Genomic DNA, 19,619 nt, shown 5'->3' with positions numbered 1-19,619 from the left:
GAGATGGCGGGAAAATATGGTGTTCGCATCCAGTATAACACCGAATATCAAGCACCGTTTTTCAACTATTGGGATGAAACCGGTCAGCAGCACGAAGTATGGTTTGAAGATTCACGCAGCATATTGGCCAAACATAAGACAATGGATGAGTATAAACTGAGGGGATTGAGTTACTGGGCGCTGGGAAGTGCTTTTCCTCAAAATTGGGTATTGCAGCATTCGGGGTATCGTGTAGAAAAAAAGAATGATATAGGATGAAAGGAAAGGACCTCGAAAAGGAGGTCCTTTCTTCATTGAATAAATTGGAGTGCTTTCCGGACCACTTTCTCCCCTTGTTCGATGCATTCCGGAATTCCAAGACCCTCAAATGAACTTCCGGCTATGAAAACCCCCGGGAGCTCCTCTTCCAAGCAGCGATAAAGGGAGTTTGTACGCTCTTGATGCCCGACCGTGTATTGAGGCATGGAGTCCTTGTAACGGGTGACGACAGTAAAATCAGGCTCTCCATCCAGTTTCATTATTTTCTCCAGATCTTCAAGCACGATTTGCTGAATTTGGTCATCTGATAAATCCACGATGGTTTCATCCCCTGATTTCCCCAAATAACAACGGATCAATACTTTTCCTTCAGGAGCTGTGTGCGGCCATTTTTTATGTGTCCATGTACAGGCTGTAATTGAGAAGTCACTGTTACGGGATACAATGAATTCATTTCCATTTGTATTTTCTGTTATCGCCGACTGATTGAATCCCATTGAAACGGTCGCTACAGATGTGGCCGGCATTTTTTTCAGAAAGTCCATGAATGGGAGTTCCGGAAACATGGATTGCAATGAATGATGAGGTGTTGTAATCACTACACTGTCTGCCTCCAGAAGATGACCATTTGTAAAATGAATCGTATAGCCATTAACCGTTTCCTGACGTATACGGGATACTTTCATCCCTTTGTGAACAGTCTTTGGGGATAAAGCCGATTCTACCCCCTCGACAAGTGACTGCAGCCCCTTTGAGAACGTTAAGAACCTGCCATTTTCCCCTTGATTTTTTGACTGAGACGCAGCTTTTTTTATTCCAGCGATCAAACTGCGATGTTCTTGTTCAATCCTCTGAAGTTCCGGAAAGGTAGACATCAGACTCAATTGGTCGATGTCCCCGGCATAGATCCCTGTCAGTAAAGGCTCAATTAAATTCTCTACTACTTCATCCCCCATTCTTCTCCGGAAGAATTTCCCCAGTGATTGGTCATCGGTTACTCCTGATCTCGGAAGGATAAAGTCAGCTGCCGCCCTCATTTTCCCTGTCAGGGAAAATAAATTTGTGGTGATGAATGGGGCGATTTGAGTCGGTATCCCGATAATCGAACCTCCGGGCATCGGGTAAAGTTCGCCTCCTGCGATGACGAAGGATTTCCCCCAGTTGCTGCCCACCATTGTATCGTCTATCCCGATTTCTTCAGCCAGTCTTAGGGGACTGGAGTTTCTCGGTACAAATGAATCAGGTCCTCTTTCAATGACGTATCCGTCTTGAATAAGAGTTTGGATCTTGCCACCCAGCCTGTGTGAAGCTTCCACTAATTTCAACTCGATGGGAAGATTTTTTTCCTGAATTTCTTTTTGCAGATAATAAGCGGCTGTCAACCCAGTGATCCCTCCGCCGATTACTACAACCTTTTTTACTTGTTGTCCCCTCATATTCATCGCCTTCTTTATACAAATTATAATCTCTGCTCATCACCGGCAGAGTTGGCTCATTATTCTGAAAACAATATTTAAATCAAGGTACCCCTCCCTGATTATCAAGAAGAAGGACTGAGCTCCTGAGAATGAACTCATCAGCTTCAGTCCTTGATACTCAAAATAATGCAATGCCATGAACTATTTATTTACGTGTTTTAATACGACATCTGCCAAAGCGTCAATGAATTCCGGCTTTGCATTCGGCATCTCCGGCCGGAAATAATTCGCACCAATTTCATCGGTTACGACCTTACATTCATAATCGTTATCATATAGAACTTCTAAATGGTCGGAAACAAAACCTACAGGCGTGTAAACGAACGTTTTGTATCCTTTCTTCTCATAAAGCTCACGGGTTAAATCCTGAACGTCCGGTCCGAGCCATGGATCCGGAGTGTTGCCTTCACTCTGCCAGCCAACGGCATAATGCTCTACATCTGCACCCTCAGCAATCATTTTTGCCGTCTCTTCAAGCTGCTGAGGATAAGGATCTCCATTCTGCAGGATACGTTCAGGAAGGCTGTGTGCCGATACAATGAGAACAGCATTTTGACGTTCTTCTTCGCTCATGCTGCTGTACGTTTCTTTCACCTTGTCCACCCAGTAACCGATGAATTTCGGCTCTTCATACCAGCTTTCCACAGAAGTAATGTGTGGACCGCCTAACTTCTCAGCTGTTTCTTTCGCTCTTCCATTATACGATTTGACACTGAACGTAGAGAAATGCGGAGCAAGGACAATAGAAACTGCTTCTTCTATACCATCCTTATGCATTTCTTCCACCGCATCTTCAACAAAAGGCTCAATATGCTTCAAGCCGAGATACATCTTAAATTCAATCTCATCCTGTAAGGAATTCAAATGTTCTTCCAGGCTCTTCGCCTGATCCAGCGTGATCTTTGCGAGCGGCGAGATTCCTCCGATCGCTTCGTATCTTCCGCGCAAATCTTCAAGCATTTCTTCAGAAGGTGTCCTGCCATGACGAATATGAGTATAGTATCGCTCTATATCTTCTTCCTTATATGGAGTCCCATAGGCCATAACCAAAAGACCCATCTTCTTTTTTGCCATAATTCTCACCTCTTATAGTATCTGATCGATTATTTTGCACTGTATTCGTGTACAAAAGCTGTTAAACGTTTCAGTGTGTCCGGACTAACTGAAGGAAAAACACCATGTCCCAAGTTAAAGATATAGCCCGGTATTTCCATCCCCTGATCAAGAATGGCTTTCGCTCTTTCTTCGATCACTTCCCATGGAGCAAGAAGGATTGCCGGATCCAGATTTCCCTGAACAGTTTTGGTAATACCCATCTGTCTCGCTTCCGAAATCGGCAGGCGCCAGTCAAGCCCGACTACATCAAGCGGAAGGTCGTGCCACTCATTAGCCAGATGGCTGGCACCGACACCAAACATGATCAATGGAACATTCTCTTCTTTTAGTTCAGTGAATATCTTTTCCATGATTGGCTTGATGAACATTCTGTAATCCTGAACATTCAGGGCACCCACCCATGAATCAAAGATTTGGAAAGCAGAGGCACCTGCCTTGATTTGAGCTTTCCCATAAGTAATCGTCATATCTGCCAGCTTGTCCATCAATGCAAACCAGGCTTTCGGTTCTGAGTACATAAAAGCTTTTGTTTTATTATAGTTTTTTGAAGGACCGCCTTCGATCATGTAGCTTGCCATCGTAAATGGCGCTCCTGCAAAGCCGATCAATGGTACTGATAATTGTTCCCTGGTCAGAAGCTTGATTGTATCCAGCACATAAGGCACATCCTGTTCTGGATTGATTTCACCAAGTTTTTCAACATCCGCCACAGAACGGATAGGGTTGTCGATCACAGGTCCGATACCGGATTTAATTTCAACGTCCACTCCGATAGCAGGCAGCGGCGACATGATATCTTTATATAATATTGCAGCATCCACATCATATTGTTCGACTGGAAGTCTTGTCACATACGCACAAAGCTCAGGCTGATGTGTAATTTCAAATAGGGAATACTTTTCCTTGATTTTTCTATATTCAGGCTGCGACCTGCCCGCCTGCCTCATATACCATACGGGTGTATAGTCCGTTTCTTCACCTCTTGCAGCTTTTAAAAATGTATCATTCAGTTGTTTCATACTTTCGGCCACCTTTCAAAAATCCATTAGTTCTATTGTATTATAAATGAAATAAATTCAAAAATTGTTTAACCGCACAAACTGTAACCTTTATAAACTATAGACTTTTACAGGGAAAATGTATAGTTATCAACTAAAAATGTCATAAATTTGCCGATTTTAATGATCAATTGAAAAATCCCGATAAATGTAGGTTACAGAACGAACGGAATAGGGAAGATTAACAGAGAGAATACATTTACGAGGTGAATGAGATGAAGATGTATATAACGACAGGGACCGATGAGTTTTTAAGCAAGATATTGAATCAGCACCCAGATGAGAATATGCTCCTGATGAAGGAAACAGATGCCCTGCTGATTCATGAAACGAATGGAGAAACTGTATTTGAATCTCCACGGCGCTATGAAATTGTCGACCAATCAGGCTCATTGGAAAAGAAGGGATATGCCGTATTCAATAATATCCCTGTTACAGATGAGGGGCGTCCCTTGTTTGAATATCGATTTAAGAATCGCGCCGGACTTATTGAGGAAGTCCCCGGTTTTATCGCAATCCGTGTGCTTCGACCTTTGGACACTGATACCTATGTGATCATGACTCTTTGGGAAGATCGTCAAAGCTTCCTTGGATGGCAGAACTCAAGGCAATATCAGAGAGCTCATGAAAAACGCGGGACTGATGAAGGAATTGATGCCAAAAAAGATATTTTTCCGCGTGCGTCGTATGTAACAGAATATCAGGTTAGCGGGGAATGATCCCAATGGTTCATGAATATATCCAGCCTGCAAGGGTCATGATGATATTCTGGATTATGCAGGAAGACAGGCTGAAAGGGCGGATCTCAGGATGATGAGACCCGCCCTTGTTCATTAGTTATACCCTTTCCTTTCTACTATACTTTAATATTTAATGACGTCTTCCTCGTCAATTCAAGCAAATGATTTATTCTTCTTTATATAATATCCCATTGCGGTTTGCATAGATGGCAGCCTGGGTCCGGTCGGCTGCACCGAGTTTGCTTAAGATATTGCTTACATGCGTTTTCACCGTCTTTATTCCTATATATAAGACTCCTGAAATTTCCTGATTGGTCATTCCTTCTCCCAGACACCTAAGAACCTCATACTCCCGGGATGTCAAGTCTTCATGAGGTTTTTTCGGCTGCAGCCTGAAACGGGTCATCATCTTATCAGCTACCTTGGAAGCAATGACCGCTTCACCTTTTACCGCTTTATAGATGGCAGAAGTGACTTCTTCTGCACTTGCTGTTTTCAATAAATAACTATGAGCACCTGCTTCAATAGCAGGAAATACTTTCTCATCATCGTAATAGCTTGTTAGAATGATAATCTTACAATTGTGGTGGAAAGTTAATATCTTTTCGGTGGCCGCAATTCCATCTCCATCTTCCATCAATAGATCCATTAATATGACGTCAGGTTTATAGATCTTGGCTAGCTGTACGGCTTCATTCCCGCTCTTTGCTTCCCCTAGAAATTCAATCTGCTCTTCAGTCAGCAGATAGGTTTTAATCCCTAATCTGACCATCTCATGATCGTCTACAATCATCACTTTTACTTTCTCCACACGACTCTCCCCCTTTATGCGACAGGAACACGCAGATCGATATACGTCCCTTCTTCTTCTCTCGAACGTATTTGAAAATATCCGCCGATTTCTTCAGCACGTTCTTTCATAGTCTGAAGTCCATAAGACGTCATCTTGCTTTCACTTAGATTGAACCCTTTTCCATTATCACTTATAAACAAAGTTACAACGCCTTCTTTTTTCTCCGTCATGATTTTTACTTTTGTTGCTTTTGAATGACGGAGGATATTCGAAAGGCTTTCTTGTATGATTCTGAACATATGGGTTTCTGTTCCTTTTGAAAGATTTTCAATCCCATCCAGTGCAGCTTCGATTTCAAGTTGTGTCTTTTCTTTAAGTTCCTCAATAAGGATCATTAATGCTTCGCGAAGTCCCTCACCCTTCAAATCTATAGGTCTTAAATGCAGAAGCAGCGCCCTCATCTCCCCTTGGGCCTTGGCAGCGATTTCAGCAACCTGCTTGATGATGCCCTCTGCTTTATCAGGATCCCCTCCAATATTTTTATAAGCTGCTGAAGAAAGCATATTGAGTGCAAACAGCTGCTGACTGACTGAATCATGCAAATCCCTTGCCAGCCTTTGACGTTCTTCCATGACAGCAGCGCCGTGTGCCCTCTCGGCAAGTTCTGATTTCTCATCAGCCAATCTCTGCAATGATTTGACCTGTTCCTGGATATACTTGGCCAGCTGATTTAATTCATCCGCCAGCAGGCCAAGCTCGTCATGTCCGTACGAGTCTACCCTTGCTGAAAATTTCCCGCTCCTTAACAAAGTCACGAATGTGGAGATATCATCAATTCGACCCTTGAATGCAAAGCTGGTGCGCAATCCAAAATATAAGCTTAATAAGACGAGGGTGAAAAATAATGTAATTATCATGAAAATCGAGAAACTTAGTGAAACCCTTTCATTGCTTGAAATAAACATATAGATTTGTAAAAGGACAAAGGATATCAGGGTCGCCATGATGGACATCATAAAAAAACTTTTAAAAATAGAGTTTCTTAGAGTTGAAGAACTGTTCAACAGTTAGCCTCCTTTCTATAACTGATTCTTACACTCCGCTGATTCTGATCGAAGCTACCTTCACATTTACTGAGAGCTTGATTTTCTTGCTGGATTGCTCATAATCCGGTGACTGATAATGGAAATCAGACCTAACTTCAGAAGAATGTTGGTCAAACAACTTCACATCACCGACTTTGACTTTGATCATGATGTCAATAGGGACGTTATCCGGAATAATCACTTTAAGATCCCCCACCCATCCCTTTATTTCAATCGGTGTCTCCCCTTCTGGGATGAATGCTTTACTGAGATCAAAATAATAGTCTCCGATCACATTATGGAATCTCATTGGCTCTAATGACCAGTTGGGTTCTGATCGTTTTACTTCCCCAACGATGAAATTTTTATTGATTTTATTCATATGCTTTCCCTTAATCTTTTCACCGGCTTCGAATTCGGCTGCCGAATCCTGTTGAGGAGAAGATTCATTCGTAAAGGTCACTTTAATCGACCTGTTAAATGCTGCTCTTGAAATTGCTATAGAAATAATAAGGATTGGCCACAGCTTCCACCAGTTTCCATAATCAAAGTCGACTTTATTCCATTCATCGAGAATGATGAGTGTACCGTATACAAGACTGAACAGACCTAGTGAGAGTTTCCCAAAGCTTTTTCTAAGAAAACCATCCACCGTCCATTTCAATCCTGTCAACAGCAGCAAAATAGGGATAATACTGACAAATATCTGCGTTATTTCCAAGGAAATGACACCGATGTTCAACAGCAACAGCGCTACACCCGCCATCAATAATACCAATGAAAAGAACCATTGCTTCCTTCCTCCATGTCTCACTTCTCCACCACCTTACTTTCTAAATCATTCGAGATAAGGACAATTATTCCTGTATTTACTTTCATTATAATGGTTATTTCTTACCCAAGTGAGGAACATCGGTATGAATGCCTATACGTCTCCAGACGGAAATGTTTGATTCACACCTTTTTTTCTACTTCATAACCTATAGTACAGATTCGGGCGTTTACCCAATTTGAGAAGGGATTTGTGAAGGAGGTTATGTCTAATGGGGATCGACTTAACGGCTCTTCATTGGATCTACTTGGTCTTCATAGGATTGATCATCCTATTTATGATTTTCAGAAAAGATACAACCATCATATGTATTGTGGGGATATTCAGTATTGCCCTTGTTGCAACCGGTTCCTTAAGCGGCTCAATAAGCTCTGTTTTTAATAGTTTTATCTTTGCGATTACTGAATTGCTGTCAACCATACTGGTTATTTCGATCATTGTAGCGATGAGTAAAGGACTTACTGTTACCGGAATTAATGATGTCATGATCCGTCCGTTTACAAAATTCATTCGTACTCCTGCGCTGGCTTATTGGACGATCGGTATTGTCATGATGTTGATCTCATGGTTTTTCTGGCCATCACCAGCGGTGGCATTACTCGGTGCTATTCTTGTGCCTGTGGCATTGCGGGTAGGTCTTCCGGCTCTCGGCATCGCGATGGCAATGAACTTATTCGGACATGGAATTGCTCTTTCCGGTGATTTCGTCATTCAAGCCGCACCTAAGTTGACTGCAGATGCCGCCGGAATCCCTGTTTCTGATGTGATTGCAGCAAGTGTGCCTCTAGTGATCGTCATGGGGATTGTGACCACGGTCACTGCTTTCATCTTTATAAAACGCGATATGAAGAAAGGGATCTTGACAGTCAATCAGTCAAGCTTTCTGGATGATGGGAAGGGGGCAGAACCTGATTTATTATCAAACCGCTGGAAAAAGCTGATCGCACTTCTTATCCCGGTATTATTTGCGTTGAATATCACGGCCATGGTTTCATTTGACCTGCAGGGCGGGGATGCCACTGCGCTAATCGGCGGGACCTCGATCTTCATTTTACTGATTATTTCACTTTCCGCATTCAAAGCTAGTGGGTTGGAACGGACAACAAGCTTTCTGATCGACGGCTTTCAATTTGGGTTTAAAGTCTTCGGACCGGTTATTCCGATCGCAGCATTCTTCTATCTTGGTGATGCAGGCTTTCAGACCATTATCGGTGATTTCCTGCCAAAAACATCTCATGGTATCGTGAATGATCTCGGTGCATCCCTTGCAGCGGTCGTTCCACTTTCTAAAGCTGTCGGGGCTGTTACTTTAACTATAGTCGGAGCCATTACCGGGCTTGACGGATCAGGATTCTCCGGAATTTCACTTGCCGGATCTGTCGGCAACTTGTTCGCGGAAAGCATCGGCACTGGTGCAGCAACTCTTACGGCGCTCGGACAAATAGCAGGCATTTGGGTTGGAGGGGGAACACTGGTACCATGGGCTATCATCCCGGTAGCCGCCATCTGCAACGTCGACCCATTCGAACTGGCCAGAAGGAATATGCTGCCCGTCATCATCGGACTTACAGTCACGACAATCGTTACCATGTTCCTTATATAGAGCGAAAAGGCCCGTCCCCCATTGTATCGACAATGGGGGACGGACCTTTTAATCCGGTCTTTTTTCGTATAGGAAAGTTGTCAGCGTAAAAATAGAGTAGCCGATGAGAAAACCGGCCAGTACATCTGAAGGGTAATGGGCTTGTTCCACTATTCTGCTCATTCCGGTAAGGACTGTAATCAGCAGAGCCAGTATGCAGATGCCCCATTTCACTTTGACAGAAGAGAACTCCCTGCTGAGGTAATAGGCAGCTGTCAAGTAAAAGACCATTCCGACCATTGCGTGACCACTGGGGAAACTGAACCCATCTTCCTCAAGTGCAGCCGCGGGCCTCTCCCGCTCCATGAGATTTTTTATTACTTTATTCAGCACATTACTCCCGGCAACTGCGACTACGACCGTCAATATGCCCGCGAAGTCTTTTTTCACCCGCCAGAGATATAGAATCAGCAGTATAGAACCACCGCCGATCACAAGTTCTGTGCCGGCCACAGAAAAAATTTTAATAAATTTCAAATGAGTCAGATTCTCTGCTAAATATGGGTCCCAAGGTATGGACAGTTCATGAAACACGAAATGGGCAAGCGCCAAAAAAAGGATGAAAGAAAATATGCCCGGTATGTAGATTATTTTCTTCATTGATTTCCTCCTTCACAACTAGTATTCTCTTTCAATTGACTATTTGTGCTCCCTTTTTAATGTTATAATATTCTAAATGTTCAAGAACTATAAGGAGGTTCCATCGTGCTGAAAGAATTATATCAAAAACTAGAACAGAGATGGCCAGAAATGGTAGAGATCAGAAGATTTTTGCACCAGCATCCAGAGTTGTCATTTCATGAAAAGAAGACGGCTGCCTATATAGCTGATTACTATCGCAGACTGGGGATTGAGGTCCGGGAAAATGTTGGTGGAAATGGAGTTGTGGCCACCATTAAAGGAAGGCTTCCTGGGAAAACGGTCGCCTTGCGCGCAGACTTTGATGCCCTTCCGATTCAAGATGAAAAGGAAGTTGAATACCGTTCAACCGTACCTGGGGTAATGCATGCATGCGGACATGACGGCCATACAGCAACACTTCTCGTTCTTGGAAAAACGCTGAATGAATTAAAGGAACATCTGCCTGGATCGATCAAACTTATCCATCAGCACGCGGAAGAGTATGCACCAGGCGGAGCAAAGCCGATGATAGAGGATGGCTGTCTGGATGGCGTCGATGTCATATTCGGCACTCATTTATGGGCGACAGAAAAGCTCGGGAAAGTGCTCTTCAGAACCGGACCGGTAATGGCTGCTGCCGACCGATTTGAAGTCATCATCAAAGGATCCGGCGGCCACGGTGCCCAACCCCATAAAACAAAGGATGCAATCGTTGCAGGCGCACAATTGATAACTGACCTTCAGCAGATTGTAAGCAGGCGCGTGAACCCGATCGATCCCGCAGTCGTTACAGTAGGTTCATTTGTGGCAGACAATGCATTCAATGTCATCGCTGACCAAGCTAAGCTCATCGGTACTGTCCGGACATTCGCTCCTGAGGTCAGGGATTTCATTGAGACCGAAATTGAACAGGTCCTGAAGGGAGTCTGTTTATCTTTCAATTGTGACTATGATTACCGTTATGAACGTGGATACCCGGCAGTTGTGAATCATTCGGAAGAAACCCAGCTTCTCATACAATGTGCGGCTGACATCGATGAAGTTCATAACGTGGAAGAAATCGAGCTCCAAATGGGAGGGGAGGATTTTGCATACTACCTGGAAAAAATCAAAGGCACCTTCTTCTTCACCGGGGCAGCCCCAGAAAATGCAGAAACACTGTATCCGCATCACCACCCTAAATTCGATATCAATGAAAAGGCGTTACTGACTGCCGCGAAAACATTGGCTTCTGCAGCCTTTCACTATCAAAAGAAATACATCGAACCAGGGATCACCGTTAAAAAATAATCACCAAAAAAGATCGGCCGCAGCCGATCTTTTTTAATTTCAATCATGTTCATTGAAATAACGGATGCGGTAAGCATATTTCGCTACCTCACCAAGTTGATCCAGGAGCTGATAATTCGCATATGCCCCTACCACTGCACCGACCCCTGGTACTAACTGCAGCATCTTCACAAAGTCGATATAATCACGGTATTCCTGCTGAAACGAACGCCAGTCCATTTCTTTCAGTTTTTCCTTCTCCTCTTTCCAGTTCTCGATGACAAGCAATGTTTCTCTCTTATGGTCATCACTGGAGAAGGCAAGCTGGAACACATACAGAAGAAACAATCTCTCCTCGTACTTTCTGACATCATAGCCATGTATCGCTGAGCACTCACTGAGGAACTTCATCTTGATGGATAGCAGCAAAGGGAAATCCGCAAGACCGAGAAAAATGCCCCCCGCTCCAGTGCCTGCACCTTCGATGACGGCAGTTTTCCGATGGAACTCAAGTCTTTCTTTCATCCGTTCTTCTCTCTCATGCAAAGAGGGCATGGACTCAAACGTTGAAAGTTTGATCCATTCGCTCCCCTTCAGAGTCACTTCCACCATCTTCTTGATACTATCCGTTATCATTCTATGTGCTTTTTCCGGAATGAATTGATTCACCTTATTCTGTGCCTGCTTCGAAGCCCGTTGGAAAATAGACGATTTTTTATTGAATCTCCTCTTCCAGGTTTCAAGCTCTTCTCTTTCCTGATACATTGTCCATCCCACCTTTTGGATTCATCATTCCTTTATACGTAAGGGGAAGCTCATTGGTTTCAAAGATAAAAGCTGCTGTCCATTTTTTTCAATCGCTGAATTAAATAGTATTGGCTGAACAATAAAGAAAAAACAAAGCATGCCAGGAGAACGATGATTGCCTCCATCCACATCCCTTTTAATAAAAGGGGAAGTGTAAAAATAATCGACTGCATCATCATGGACTGATTCAGTACATTCTTAAATGACGATGTCTTCAAATCTTGTGACAGCGGGTAGATGAGCACCCATATTTTATAATCAAAGCGTTTATACAGAGGGACCAGCTGGAATCCAGTTAAATACAGGAACAACAGTGCCGTCAGGATGTTGATGAGGAAGGATTGGCTTGTATAGATCAGTACTGCTCCGATCAATGTCAATCGTGTATAAAGACCAGAAAATTCACTCGTTCTGACCAAGGAGCGAAGATATAAATGACGGTATGTTGAGCTTTGTGAAAAGTCTGTTTTAACGATGAAATCAAGCCATTTCCTCCTGTGCACTTTCCCTTTCAGCTTCGGTACGTCCGTAAACATATTGGCAATTCGGTAAAACATCAGCATTCTCTGCTGTTCGAGATGAATGAGCAAATCCCATTTCAAATTCTTCTTTTTTGATGTTTGATAAAAATAAATAAAATAAGCGGCCATGATAAATGCGACAGCCATGGTCATCAATATATGGGCGTCTGATAAAACAAGCAGCATTAAGGAAGCTGATAATAAAAAACGGATAATGCTGTCGATTAAATGTGCCTCCTTTTCCTGATAACGGAGCATGAACCACCTGACATACAGATTCCATAGCTTGATTCCCAAAACGAGTGCAAGTAACGGGAAGAAACTTCTGAAGCCATTACCTGAAACTGCAACATACATAGGCATCAAAGCCGCCAGCACAAGGAGCTGAATATACGACTGGAACATGAAGCTGATCCAGATACTTTTCCTGAAATACCCCGATAGTTTACCTTCTAGAGAAAGTAGAAATACAGCGTCCGCTTCTTTCAGAAAGGTATACACAGGGCTCCACGCAAGAATCAGCCCCACTATCGCGGCCATGATGAATGCTGCAGGAAAAGAAGGATCAAGTGTCTTTACCCATTGATTGTAGGTGAAGGCCGCTCCGCCCAATGCAAAAATCAATACAAAGAGCAAATGATCATTAAACATATATTTAAGATATTTCTGGAGTTCCTGATTGTATTCGATAATCCGCTTCTTCCAAATGCTATCTACATTATTCATCATCGGACTCTTCCTTTGTCAGTTGGATATAAATGTCATCCAGGGTCGCTCCGGGCATGGCAAATTCTGTTCGCAGTTCCTCAAGTGTCCCCTTTGCCCTGATTTTCCCTTCATGAAGGATAATGAAAGAATCACAATATCTTTCTGCCGTGGCGAGGATATGAGTGGACATCAAAATTCCTGCACCGCTCCGCTTCATTTCTTCCATCCAGTCCAATAATGACTGGATTCCAAGAGGATCCAAACCTACAAACGGCTCATCTATGATGTACAGGCTCGGTTGAATAAGAAACGCGCACATGATCATCACCTTCTGCTTCATCCCTTTGGAGAAGTGAGCAGGAAACCAGCTCAGCTTCTTTTCCATTCGGAAAGCCTTCAGCAGTTTTCCAACCCTTGCTTTATATTCGTCTTCTGTCAAGCCATATGCCATGGCAGTCAGCTTTAAATGCTCTTCCAGAGTCAATTCATCATATAGGATAGGTGTCTCTGGTATGTATGAAAATTGCCTGCGATATTGATCGGCATCTTTCTTCAATGTGTGGCCGTTTATTGAAACCTCTCCCTGTTTCGGTTCCATCAATCCGATGATATGTTTGATCGTCGTACTTTTCCCCGCTCCATTCAAACCGATCAAACCGACAATTTCGCTCGAATTGATTGAAAAGCTGATATCCTTTAATACAGGCTTTCGTGTATAGCCTCCGACAAGGTGATTGATCTCTAATAATGCCATGGGCAGCAACGTCCTTTCTCTTCTACATGGTTTGACTCTATTTTAGCAAAATTTGTTCCAGAAGGCACCGTGTAAGAACATCATATTCCATTTATTAGTATTCATAACTTTGTCATTCCTGCACATTCTAATATTTGAAGGGGCCAGCAATAAGAAAAACGGGGTGGTTGTTAAAGACCAGTTTACCGATTTCACTATTGTTTGCGGCTTAAAGGATAGTCTCTTTCATAGTGAATGACACACTCACCATATTCATTCATCACCATACTGATAAATGAGGTGTTTGTTAAAGAACATTTTGACTGAATCAATTATCTTATACAGCTTTTCAGCTTAAAAAGATAAGGGGATGGTCACTTTGAACAAAGTCATTCATTTTCCAAGATTACACAAATCATGCTTATAGCCAAATGAGGTGTTTGTCGCAGACCACTTAAAATTTCTAGAGTCTTAAGCTAAACAGCTAAAAGAATTGGGGATGGTCGCATTGCAAATTGTTCATTCTGCTTTTGAATGGAATCTCTGATTAAGCTACAAAGCAAATGAGGTGTTTATCAAAGAAAGGAATCATGAGAATTTACCTTTATAGATTTCCCCTTCAAAGAGAGGCAGGTAATCCTTACCTGTCTCTTCTTTACTTTTCATTCTTTTTCCAATCGTGATAAACTAAATAGTATACTCCCATTACTGAAAGGTGGAAATAAAATGAGCGATTGTATTTTTTGTAAAATCATCGATGGGGATATCCCTTCCATGAAAGTATACGAAGATGAACATGTGCTGGCATTCCTTGATATCAGCCAAGTAACAAAAGGACATACCCTTTTAATCCCTAAAATACATAAAGAAAACATCTATGAATTATCTCCCGAAACAGCAAGTCACGTTTTCTCGGTTGCTCCCAAAATTGCCAATGCCCTTAAAGCGGAATTCGAGCCGGTCGGATTCAATTTATTGAACAATACAGGTGAAGAAGCCGGTCAATCTGTATTCCACTTCCACATGCACTTCATCCCTCGCTATGGCCAGGGGGACGGGTTTGGGGCAGTCTGGAAAACACATAATGATGATTATAGCGGAGATGACCTCAAAGCAATCGCCGATTCAATATCCAAACATCTTTCATAAACTAATCAGACATCCTTCACTCAACAGTGGCGGATGTCTATTTTTTTGAAAATTAAATCTTTGACACGGTTGCATCATGTGTTATAATTTATCTATCTTTCGCTGATGGCAACGAGTGCACATCAGGAAAGGGATAAAAATAGACCAGACCAGTTGAGGAGAGATGAGAAATGAATACAAAAACACTTGTATCCCTGTCTTTATTAGTGGGGATCGGAGCCGTCCTTCATACGGTGATTCCCGGATTCTTTTTAGGGATGAAACCAGATATGATGCTAACAATGATGTTCCTGGGCATTATCCTGTTCCCAGCAAAGAAAAACGTTCTGCTGCTAGGAGTGCTGACTGGAGTCATTTCCGGATTGACAACACAATTCCCGGGCGGATTTTTACCTAACTTAATTGACAAACCCATAACGGCTTTTGTGTTCTACGCATTGTTTTTAGCTACACAAAAGATTACACGCTCTGTATTGGGAGCTTCTTTACTTACTGCAGCAGGTACTCTTGTATCCGGAAGTATATTCCTGCTTTCCGCATACTTGATTGTCGGACTTCCCGGAGCATTCTTCGCACTGTTTGCAGCGGTCGTACTGCCTGCAACCATTGTTAATGCCGGAGCGATGTTTGTTGTCTATCCAATCATACACTCCATCCTGAAGCGTTCCAGCATGAAGGAAACACTTACGATTGAACAACTTTCCTAATCATATAAGGACAGTATTGCAGCTGCAATACTGTCCTTTTTATAATTATATTAAGTTTAAGAAATGTGCAGCGCCTGGCCCCTCGAGACGTTTCGGTCCGCCCAATGAAGTCAAAGTGCGACTTCACCGGTCGGCCCGGAAGCGCTTGTCGGGGCTGATCAAGGCGCTTGCGCTTTTCTTATTGTCCAGCTCCAGCGCCTAGCCCCTCGAGACGTTTCGGTCCGTCCAATGAAGTCAAAGTGCGACTTCACCGGTCGGCCCGGAAGCGCTTGTCGGGGCTGATCAAGGCGCTTGCGCTTTTCTTATTGTCCAGCTCCAGCGCCTAGCCCCTCGAGACGTTTCGGTCCGTCCAATGAAGTCAAAGTGCGACTTCACTGGTCGGCCCGGAAGCGCTTGTCGGGGCTGATCAAGGCGCTTGCGCTTTTCTTTATATCTTTCAGGCAGCAAGCCAAAACAAGATCCCTATCAAGAATGTGATAACACCGCCAGATCCCAAAACCGCCGCTCTTCTCTTCAACATATTTTTAGGAGGATACATACCGGGCCTTTGGATACTGATAAAATTATAAACCATGCTCAAGAATAGCACGCCGCTCAAAGCAAAAAAACCAAAAATAATCCCGTCCATCTTTACCCCTCCTCTACTCCGCCTCTTACCTTTATTTTTATGCGGAAGGGAGTCCGGATATGAACTTACTTGTTTTCAATCCCTTTTGATGGGGAAAAGGAAAATACATGTATTTTGTAGAAGTAAGTATTATAGAATAACGAGGTGATGTACATGAAGATAAAATCTTTAACTTATGGATTAATCATTGGCGGTGTCATTGGGGGAATTGGCTCCCTCCTTTCCACCCCTTCATCCGGAAAAGAACTAAGAACTCAAATCAAAAGCAAAAAAGAAGATTGGAGCCAGGTGTTTGAAGAAATGAAAGTGCATCTGGGAGAACTGAAGGATTCAATCAGCACCCTTTCACAAGAAGGAAAAGAAACCGTCCAGCAAATTTCAAAGGATCTCCAGGCATCCGTGAAGCAATGGCAGGCATCGACCGAACCAAACAACCAGAAACTCCAGCAGGAAATCCAATTGATTCAATCCAAAATCGAAGAACTCGAACGCTCACTGAATACCAGTAACAAGCCGAATTAAAAAGACCTTATTAGAAAGAGGACCTTTATTGTATTGTTTAATAATACAGAAGGGGTCTTCTTTCTCATTCATTAAACAAATATATATTAGAAAAAAAGAAGTTCAGTTTGGATGTAAAGATATCCATCGCCTGAGGGGAGTTATACTTATATTTGTCGCAGCTCTTAATAAAACTGCTGCAGCTGGGCGGCTAATGGAATGTAAGACCAGTCCAGTTTGAGGCTTGAAGTCACCCGGGAAAGCAAAGTCTTCCTTGGAAATCAACAAAGATATGTAAGAACGAACCAAATAAAAACATATACTTCGAAAAATTTTGTCAATTTATCCTTTATTAATTTTTATTTTATTGGCATAATAAAATAAAAGCGCTTTCTTTAATCGATAGCTGTTTCCAGCAAGAATAATGGGCATGCGCAATAAAGAAAAGATTTTCTAACAAAGTGGGTGTAAGGGATGGAAGAAAGAGAATATTCATTGAAAGAGGCAATCATCTTCAGTCAGCGAATGGCTCAGCTGAGTAAAGCGTTGTGGAAGGCCATCGAAAAAGACTGGCAGCAATGGATCAAGCCTTATGATTTAAATATTAATGAACATCATATCCTTTGGATTGCATATCATCTAAAGGGTGCATCTATTTCTGATGTGGCAAAGTTCGGGGTCATGCATGTATCTACAGCTTTCAATTTTTCGAAAAAACTGGAAGAACGTGAATTACTTGAATTCTCAAAACGTGATAATGACAAAAGGAACACATATATCCAGCTTACAGATAAAGGCGAAAAAATCCTGCTTGAGCTGATGAAAAATTATAAACCAGAAAAGCATTCAATTTTTCAAGGAGTTGCCCCATTAAAAGAACTTTATGGAAAATTCCCTGAAATGATCGAGATGATGTCAGTAGTACGGAATATTTACGGGAATGATTTTATGGAAATCTTCGAAAAATCATTCAACAACATCGACAGTGAGTTTGCGGAGGACAATTCCAAGCTCAGTGAATTATTTGAAGATGAAGAGGAACTTGCTTAACCATTACCAACATTGTCATGCAGGTTTGACCATACGTCATGAGGCGATGCAGCTATCACACATTTTTTTGATCTGCATTATATTTAAAAAGCGGAATACATATTGCAACCTATCCGCTTTTTACTTTTGTTTTCTTTTGTGTATCACCTCACAATCCTCAAATCTTATCACCTTTCATATGTCGAAATCATTTGTATATTCCAGCACACATTCCTTGTTGCACTGCTGTAATCAACTTTTATATACCAGACCTCCTTTTCTTCTATTTATTTATAAAAAAATCTCAGATTATGTATTGATTTTTTCCTTTAATCGTAATAAAGTATGTAAAGCGCTCATTTACAACACTATCGTCTATGGAGGCGATTTTTTTATGCACTGTTGGAAAACAATCAATTTAGAAAGACAATTTGGCTTTTATCGAGTCTTTTTACTTTCATCCATCATCATGATGATGGTATTCTCTTTAATATACGTACCAATGAATTTAGTCTATTCCAGTTCGTTTTACGACAATCATTTACTGGGATTTGTATTAGGCCTTATAAGTATATATCCATTGCATAAACTCATTCATTTGTTACCGATTCTCCCTTATGTGAATAAGATGAGATGGAAATGGGACAGGAAGCTCATCATTCTTCCAATCGTTTCCCTGAGGGTCAATCGTCCAATATCAAAGCATCTTTATATGATCGCGCTGTTGGCACCGTTCCTGTTCATTAACAGCCTTTTACTGGCAGGATGCATACAGTTCCCTCATTACTCTCATTATTTCGCTATTTTATTAGCGTTCCATTCAGGAGTCTGTGCCATTGATTTCATTTATGCAAAACAATTGATGTATTCGCCTAAGAAAGCATTAATCGAAGAGAATGAAGACGGATATGAAATCCTCATTTACCAATAAGGATGATAAAGATCCATTCGCTTTTAAAAGCAATGATCTGCCATCATCCTTCCACTTTATTATTACCAATATTTCGGCAATACTCGCTCTACCATTCTGATTCATATTTTGGTATCGTATAGCTTATAGGAGATAACGGGGAGGGGTTAGAATGATCTCCATGTTTTTAATATTCGCAGTGTTTATTCTATTTTATATAAACAAAATGACAAACGCACTATGCTTACAAAAAGAAATACCTGAAGAACGCCAGCCCAAAGTATTTAGAACCATCAACATTCTAATCACCATACTTCTGGTATCTTCGTACGTAGAAATATTGTATACATAATAGAAAAGCGGAGGCGGCTCGCTCAGAGGCGACAAGCATAAGACGAAACCCCCGGAAAGGCGTTCTTTGCCTTTTTGGGGGTTTTGACTTATGTCTCGAGCCTCTAGCCGCCGGAGCTGGACAATAGAAAAGCGGAGGCGGCCGTTTTGCTCCATTTGAAAAATGTTCTTTTGCTTTAGAGGCGCTTTTTGCCTCAAAAGCAAAAGGTTAATTTTCAAACGGGAGCAGACCGCCGGAGCTGGACAGTTAGAAAAGCGGAGGCGGCTCGCTCAGAGGCGACAAGCATAAGACAAAATCCCCGGAAAGGCGTTCTTTGCCTTTTTGGGGGTTTTGTCTTATGTCTCAAGCCTCTAGCCGCCGGAGCTGGACAATAGAAAAGCGGAGGCGGTCGTTTTGCTCCCTTTGAAAAATTAGAATCCGGATGGGCTTTCTCAAATGGCCGCCAACTTCACTCCATAAAAAAACCAGCTCGATTAACTAAAATGTACCCTATAGAGTAGACACTTAAAAAAAGTCTACCTATAGGGTATTTTTTTGTATAATGACAAATAGACAACTAGTAGAAATCGGGGAAACATCATGAGTAAAAAAACATTCACAGAGAAAGAAATCAAACAATTATCCATTAATCCTTTTGTGAAAGCTGTAAGCGCTAAGGGAATTACCTACAAAGATGAATTTA

20 protein-coding genes and 2 pseudogenes are annotated in these 19,619 nt (G+C 42.1%); 11 read left to right on the top strand and 11 right to left on the bottom strand.

All coding sequences use genetic code 11. From position 1 onward, the window contains the following. Window positions 1–258 (top strand): annotated as a pseudogene (locus tag HP456_RS07470) (spore gernimation protein); the annotation flags it as partial. A 32-nt stretch (window positions 259–290) separates the two neighbouring features. Here the strand turns inward: HP456_RS07470 and hemY are convergent. The 3 genes from hemY to hemE form a co-directional block, all read right to left on the bottom strand. After that, entirely contained in the window at window positions 291–1,694 is a 1,404-nt protein-coding gene (hemY, locus tag HP456_RS07465; protein WP_172249585.1) for a protoporphyrinogen oxidase, read from the bottom strand. A 183-nt stretch (window positions 1,695–1,877) separates the two neighbouring features. Further along, on the bottom strand, window positions 1,878–2,810 hold the full coding sequence (gene hemH / locus HP456_RS07460; protein WP_172249583.1) for a ferrochelatase: 933 nt from the start codon (window positions 2,808–2,810) through the stop codon (window positions 1,878–1,880). 29 nt (window positions 2,811–2,839) lie between these two features. Next, the gene (gene hemE, locus HP456_RS07455) at window positions 2,840–3,871 is read right to left on the bottom strand and encodes a uroporphyrinogen decarboxylase (protein ID WP_172249581.1); all 1,032 of its coding nucleotides are present in this window, start codon (window positions 3,869–3,871) and stop codon (window positions 2,840–2,842) included. Between the two features lie 254 nt (window positions 3,872–4,125). Here hemE and HP456_RS07450 point away from each other — a divergent pair, with 254 nt between their 5' ends. Further along, complete coding sequence (locus tag HP456_RS07450) at window positions 4,126–4,629, top strand: antibiotic biosynthesis monooxygenase family protein (protein ID WP_172249579.1); 504 nt, start codon at window positions 4,126–4,128, stop codon at window positions 4,627–4,629. A gap of 187 nt (window positions 4,630–4,816) precedes the next feature. On the opposite strand, the gene HP456_RS07445 is transcribed toward HP456_RS07450, so the two are convergent. From HP456_RS07445 to liaF, 3 genes are read right to left on the bottom strand one after another with little or no spacing between them, the layout of a single operon-like run. Beyond that, window positions 4,817–5,443 (bottom strand): response regulator transcription factor, encoded by a 627-nt coding sequence (locus HP456_RS07445; protein ID WP_172249593.1) that lies wholly within the window; start codon window positions 5,441–5,443, stop codon window positions 4,817–4,819. 32 nt (window positions 5,444–5,475) lie between these two features. Continuing rightward, window positions 5,476–6,507: a sensor histidine kinase gene (locus HP456_RS07440; RefSeq protein WP_246288852.1), complete on the bottom strand. Its 1,032-nt coding sequence runs from the start codon at window positions 6,505–6,507 to the stop codon at window positions 5,476–5,478. 28 nt (window positions 6,508–6,535) lie between these two features. Continuing rightward, on the bottom strand, window positions 6,536–7,342 hold the full coding sequence (gene liaF / locus HP456_RS25495; RefSeq protein WP_172249577.1) for a cell wall-active antibiotics response protein LiaF: 807 nt from the start codon (window positions 7,340–7,342) through the stop codon (window positions 6,536–6,538). Window positions 7,343–7,571: 229 nt separating this feature from the next. On the opposite strand from liaF, the gene HP456_RS07430 reads away from it, so the two are divergent. Beyond that, window positions 7,572–8,963, top strand: coding sequence for a hypothetical protein (locus HP456_RS07430; RefSeq protein WP_172249575.1), 1,392 nt, complete (start codon window positions 7,572–7,574; stop codon window positions 8,961–8,963). A 48-nt stretch (window positions 8,964–9,011) separates the two neighbouring features. On the opposite strand, the gene HP456_RS07425 is transcribed toward HP456_RS07430, so the two are convergent. Further along, complete coding sequence (locus HP456_RS07425) at window positions 9,012–9,602, bottom strand: phosphatase PAP2 family protein (protein ID WP_172249573.1); 591 nt, start codon at window positions 9,600–9,602, stop codon at window positions 9,012–9,014. Between the two features lie 105 nt (window positions 9,603–9,707). On the opposite strand from HP456_RS07425, the gene HP456_RS07420 reads away from it, so the two are divergent. After that, a complete protein-coding gene (locus HP456_RS07420) occupies window positions 9,708–10,913 on the top strand; it encodes a M20 family metallopeptidase (RefSeq protein ID WP_312857740.1) in 1,206 nt (401 codons plus the stop codon). Between the two features lie 39 nt (window positions 10,914–10,952). On the opposite strand, the gene HP456_RS07415 is transcribed toward HP456_RS07420, so the two are convergent. The 3 genes from HP456_RS07415 to HP456_RS07405 are packed head-to-tail and all read right to left on the bottom strand — an operon-like array spanning window position 10,953 to window position 13,682. After that, window positions 10,953–11,657, bottom strand: a complete 705-nt coding sequence (locus tag HP456_RS07415; protein WP_172249571.1) for an EcsC family protein — start codon at window positions 11,655–11,657, stop codon at window positions 10,953–10,955. 59 nt (window positions 11,658–11,716) lie between these two features. Further along, window positions 11,717–12,949: an ABC transporter permease gene (locus tag HP456_RS07410; RefSeq protein ID WP_246288849.1), complete on the bottom strand. Its 1,233-nt coding sequence runs from the start codon at window positions 12,947–12,949 to the stop codon at window positions 11,717–11,719. Continuing rightward, on the bottom strand, window positions 12,939–13,682 hold the full coding sequence (locus tag HP456_RS07405; RefSeq protein ID WP_172249569.1) for an ABC transporter ATP-binding protein: 744 nt from the start codon (window positions 13,680–13,682) through the stop codon (window positions 12,939–12,941). Before HP456_RS07405 ends, HP456_RS07410 begins: the two co-directional genes overlap by 11 nt. Window positions 13,683–14,387: 705 nt before the next feature. Here HP456_RS07405 and HP456_RS07400 point away from each other — a divergent pair. Continuing rightward, complete coding sequence (locus HP456_RS07400; RefSeq protein ID WP_172249567.1) at window positions 14,388–14,810, top strand: HIT family protein; 423 nt, start codon at window positions 14,388–14,390, stop codon at window positions 14,808–14,810. Window positions 14,811–14,980: 170 nt separating this feature from the next. Continuing rightward, window positions 14,981–15,517, top strand: a complete 537-nt coding sequence (locus HP456_RS07395) for a tryptophan transporter (protein ID WP_172249565.1) — start codon at window positions 14,981–14,983, stop codon at window positions 15,515–15,517. A gap of 436 nt (window positions 15,518–15,953) precedes the next feature. Here HP456_RS07395 and yhzF read toward each other — a convergent pair whose 3' ends face one another. Continuing rightward, entirely contained in the window at window positions 15,954–16,145 is a 192-nt protein-coding gene (gene yhzF / locus HP456_RS07390) for a membrane protein YhzF (RefSeq protein ID WP_172249563.1), read from the bottom strand. Window positions 16,146–16,298: 153 nt separating this feature from the next. Here yhzF and HP456_RS07385 point away from each other — a divergent pair, with 153 nt between their 5' ends. From HP456_RS07385 to HP456_RS25625, 5 genes and pseudogenes are all read left to right on the top strand, one after another. After that, on the top strand, window positions 16,299–16,667 hold the full coding sequence (locus HP456_RS07385) for a YtxH domain-containing protein (protein ID WP_172249561.1): 369 nt from the start codon (window positions 16,299–16,301) through the stop codon (window positions 16,665–16,667). A 453-nt stretch (window positions 16,668–17,120) separates the two neighbouring features. Further along, window positions 17,121–17,696 carry an HTH-type transcriptional regulator Hpr gene (locus tag HP456_RS07380; RefSeq protein WP_172249559.1) on the top strand — a complete coding sequence of 192 codons (576 nt, stop codon included), beginning with the start codon at window positions 17,121–17,123 and terminating at the stop codon, window positions 17,694–17,696. Between the two features lie 373 nt (window positions 17,697–18,069). Continuing rightward, complete coding sequence (locus HP456_RS07375) at window positions 18,070–18,606, top strand: DUF3267 domain-containing protein (RefSeq protein WP_172249557.1); 537 nt, start codon at window positions 18,070–18,072, stop codon at window positions 18,604–18,606. A 151-nt stretch (window positions 18,607–18,757) separates the two neighbouring features. Next, on the top strand, window positions 18,758–18,937 hold the full coding sequence (locus HP456_RS25030) for a hypothetical protein (RefSeq protein ID WP_246288847.1): 180 nt from the start codon (window positions 18,758–18,760) through the stop codon (window positions 18,935–18,937). Window positions 18,938–19,478: 541 nt separating this feature from the next. Beyond that, window positions 19,479–19,619 (top strand): annotated as a pseudogene (locus tag HP456_RS25625) (IS3 family transposase); the annotation flags it as partial.

The organism is Bacillus haikouensis (assembly GCF_013179555.1).
GTDB classification, from domain to species: domain Bacteria; phylum Bacillota; class Bacilli; order Bacillales; family Bacillaceae_B; genus Rossellomorea; species Rossellomorea haikouensis_A.
The sequence above is the reverse complement of the archived record's forward strand: the minus strand, read 5'-3'. Positions and strand labels throughout refer to the sequence as shown.